This window comes from Parvibaculum sp. (assembly GCF_040882025.1).
Lineage (GTDB): Bacteria > Pseudomonadota > Alphaproteobacteria > Parvibaculales > Parvibaculaceae > Parvibaculum.
The window spans coordinates 1-2,053 of record NZ_JBBECC010000176.1; the positions used below are offsets into that span (position 1 = coordinate 1).

Consider the following 2,053-nt stretch of genomic DNA (forward strand, 5'->3'; position numbering starts at 1 on the left):
ATGCGCCGCCGCCGGAACGACGAGAAGCAAGGCACCGAGAAGCCGGAACGCCAGCGGCAAGGTGCGGCCGAAGGACAGAATATGCATGGAAAGCCCCGTCCCCGAACCGCCGGCCCTTGCGTGCAAGCCCCGAATATCTAGGCGCAAACCGGCAGTGAGGTAAAGGGCGCGGCCCCGGAAACGGCCGCCATCCGCTCGCGCCTCACGCTAGGAGATTGCAGCGCCGTCATCGCTGACGTAGGTTGCGCGACGCAGGGTCGCGGGTTGCCCGCGCTCTTGCCTGCATCCTTTTCGATGTGGCCCCGTAGCTCAGCTGGATAGAGCATCAGATTCCTAATCTGAGGGTCGTGCGTTCGAATCGCGCCGGGGTCACCACTTTCTTGCCCATGCGGCGCCGGCGACGGGGCGCCTTCCGAAAGACAAAGCCGGAGATGCAAGCCGCCTCTTTCCCCGCAGACGCCCAACGTGTTCTCGTCATCAAACACGGCGCCTTTGGCGACGTGATTCAGGCGGAAGGCGCATTGCGCGACATCCGCGCGAACCACCCCGACGCCCATATCGCGGTGCTGACCATGCCGGCCTATCGCGGCCTCATCGCCCGCTCGCCCGTCATCGACGAAGTGATCGTCGATCCGCGCGCGCCGCGCTGGCGGCTCGATACGATGTGGACATTGCGCAAGACGTTGCGTGCCCGGAACTTCGATATGATCTACGATCTGCAGAATTCGTCGCGCACGGCTTTCTATTATCGCTGGATGCTGAAGGACCGCCGCTGGTCCGGCACGGCGAAGGGATGCAGCCATCCGCACCGCGCGAAGGACCCGAAAAAAATCCGCACGCTGGACCGCCTCGCCGGGCAGCTCGCCGATGCCGGCCTCAGGATCGAGCGCACGCCGACACCCGACGTCTCATGGCTTGCCGACGATGTGACGGCGCTGCTCAAGGAAGCGCATGTTGGCGCGCCTTATATCGTGCTCGTTCCCGGCTCCTCCGCACGGCATCCGCAAAAACGCTGGCCTCATTATTCCGAACTTGCCCGGCGCCTCATCGCGGAAGGACACGAAGTCGTCGTCGCGCCGGGCCCCGACGAACTTGAACTCGCAAAGACCATTCCGGGGAAAATTCTTCTCGGCCCGCGCGGCTTCCTCAACTGGTTCGAGCTTGCCGGCCTCATGAAACGCGCCCGCTTCGTCGTCGGCAACGATACCGGACCGAGCCATCTTGCCGCGCATCTCGGTGCCGAGGGCCTTGCCCTTTTCGGTTCGCATTACCCCGCCGAACGCACCGGCATCATCCGCGACAATTTCAGCGTGATCGAGGTCGAGGATCTGAAGGTGCTGACCGTGGAGCAGGTATACGGCGAAATCGTCCGCCGTCTCGCGCGTCACTCGAATTCGGTATAGGATTTTTCCTCGACGATAGACGAGCCGGTCAGAAGGTTGATCTCCTTCTTCAGCGCCGCGCGCCTGTCGTTCTGCTTGTAGACCGAACGGGCAAGCTCGACGAAAGCCGGCCCGAAATCCTTGTCGGCCTCGCATTGACGAATATCGTCCTCGATGACCCAGAGCGCCTCGTTGACGGCCTTCAGATCGGCTTCGAGCCGACGGAGATCGGCGCCGTCGGCAAGATTTTCGGCGCGTGCCTTTTCCAGGACGTCGAGTTCGTGACGCACATTGGCAAGCTTCGCCGCGTCGCTCATGCGCTCCGATTTGATGCGCAGGATGGTGATCTTGTCGATGAGTTCGCCGGGACCGACTTCGATGAGGACGGGTCTGGCATCTTGAGGCTGTGGCATGAAACGCTCCGGCGGACGAACAAGGGTTCCGCTCCGTATAGCCCAAAGCGCGGCCGCGTGTCATCCGCTCACCGCATACGAGCCGGTTGCCAATGGGCGCGCGCCCGCCCACAATGCGCCAGCTTCCCGCGACCCGGCGGACCCCGATGTCTCTTTTCTCGCGATTGCTCGATTATCTGCGCGGCGGCCTGGACGGGCCGGAGATGCGCCTTGCCGCGCGCATGGATGCGCCGCTGCTGATGCTCGAGATCGACGGCT

2 protein-coding genes and 1 tRNA gene are annotated in these 2,053 nt (G+C 63.5%); 2 read left to right on the top strand and 1 reads right to left on the bottom strand.

Annotated elements, in window-relative coordinates:
• Positions 1-298 precede the first annotated feature (298 nt).
• Positions 299-375: transfer RNA gene (locus WEB61_RS12725), tRNA-Arg, on the top strand.
• A 56-nt stretch (positions 376-431) separates the two neighbouring features.
• Entirely contained in the window at positions 432-1,403 is a 972-nt protein-coding gene (locus WEB61_RS12730; RefSeq protein ID WP_368064710.1) for a glycosyltransferase family 9 protein, read from the top strand.
• Here the strand turns inward: WEB61_RS12730 and WEB61_RS12735 are convergent.
• Positions 1,385-1,795, bottom strand: coding sequence for a DUF6165 family protein (locus WEB61_RS12735; protein WP_368064711.1), 411 nt, complete (start codon positions 1,793-1,795; stop codon positions 1,385-1,387). The two genes, WEB61_RS12730 and WEB61_RS12735, sit on opposite strands and share 19 nt — an antisense overlap.
• Positions 1,796-2,053 lie beyond the last annotated feature (258 nt).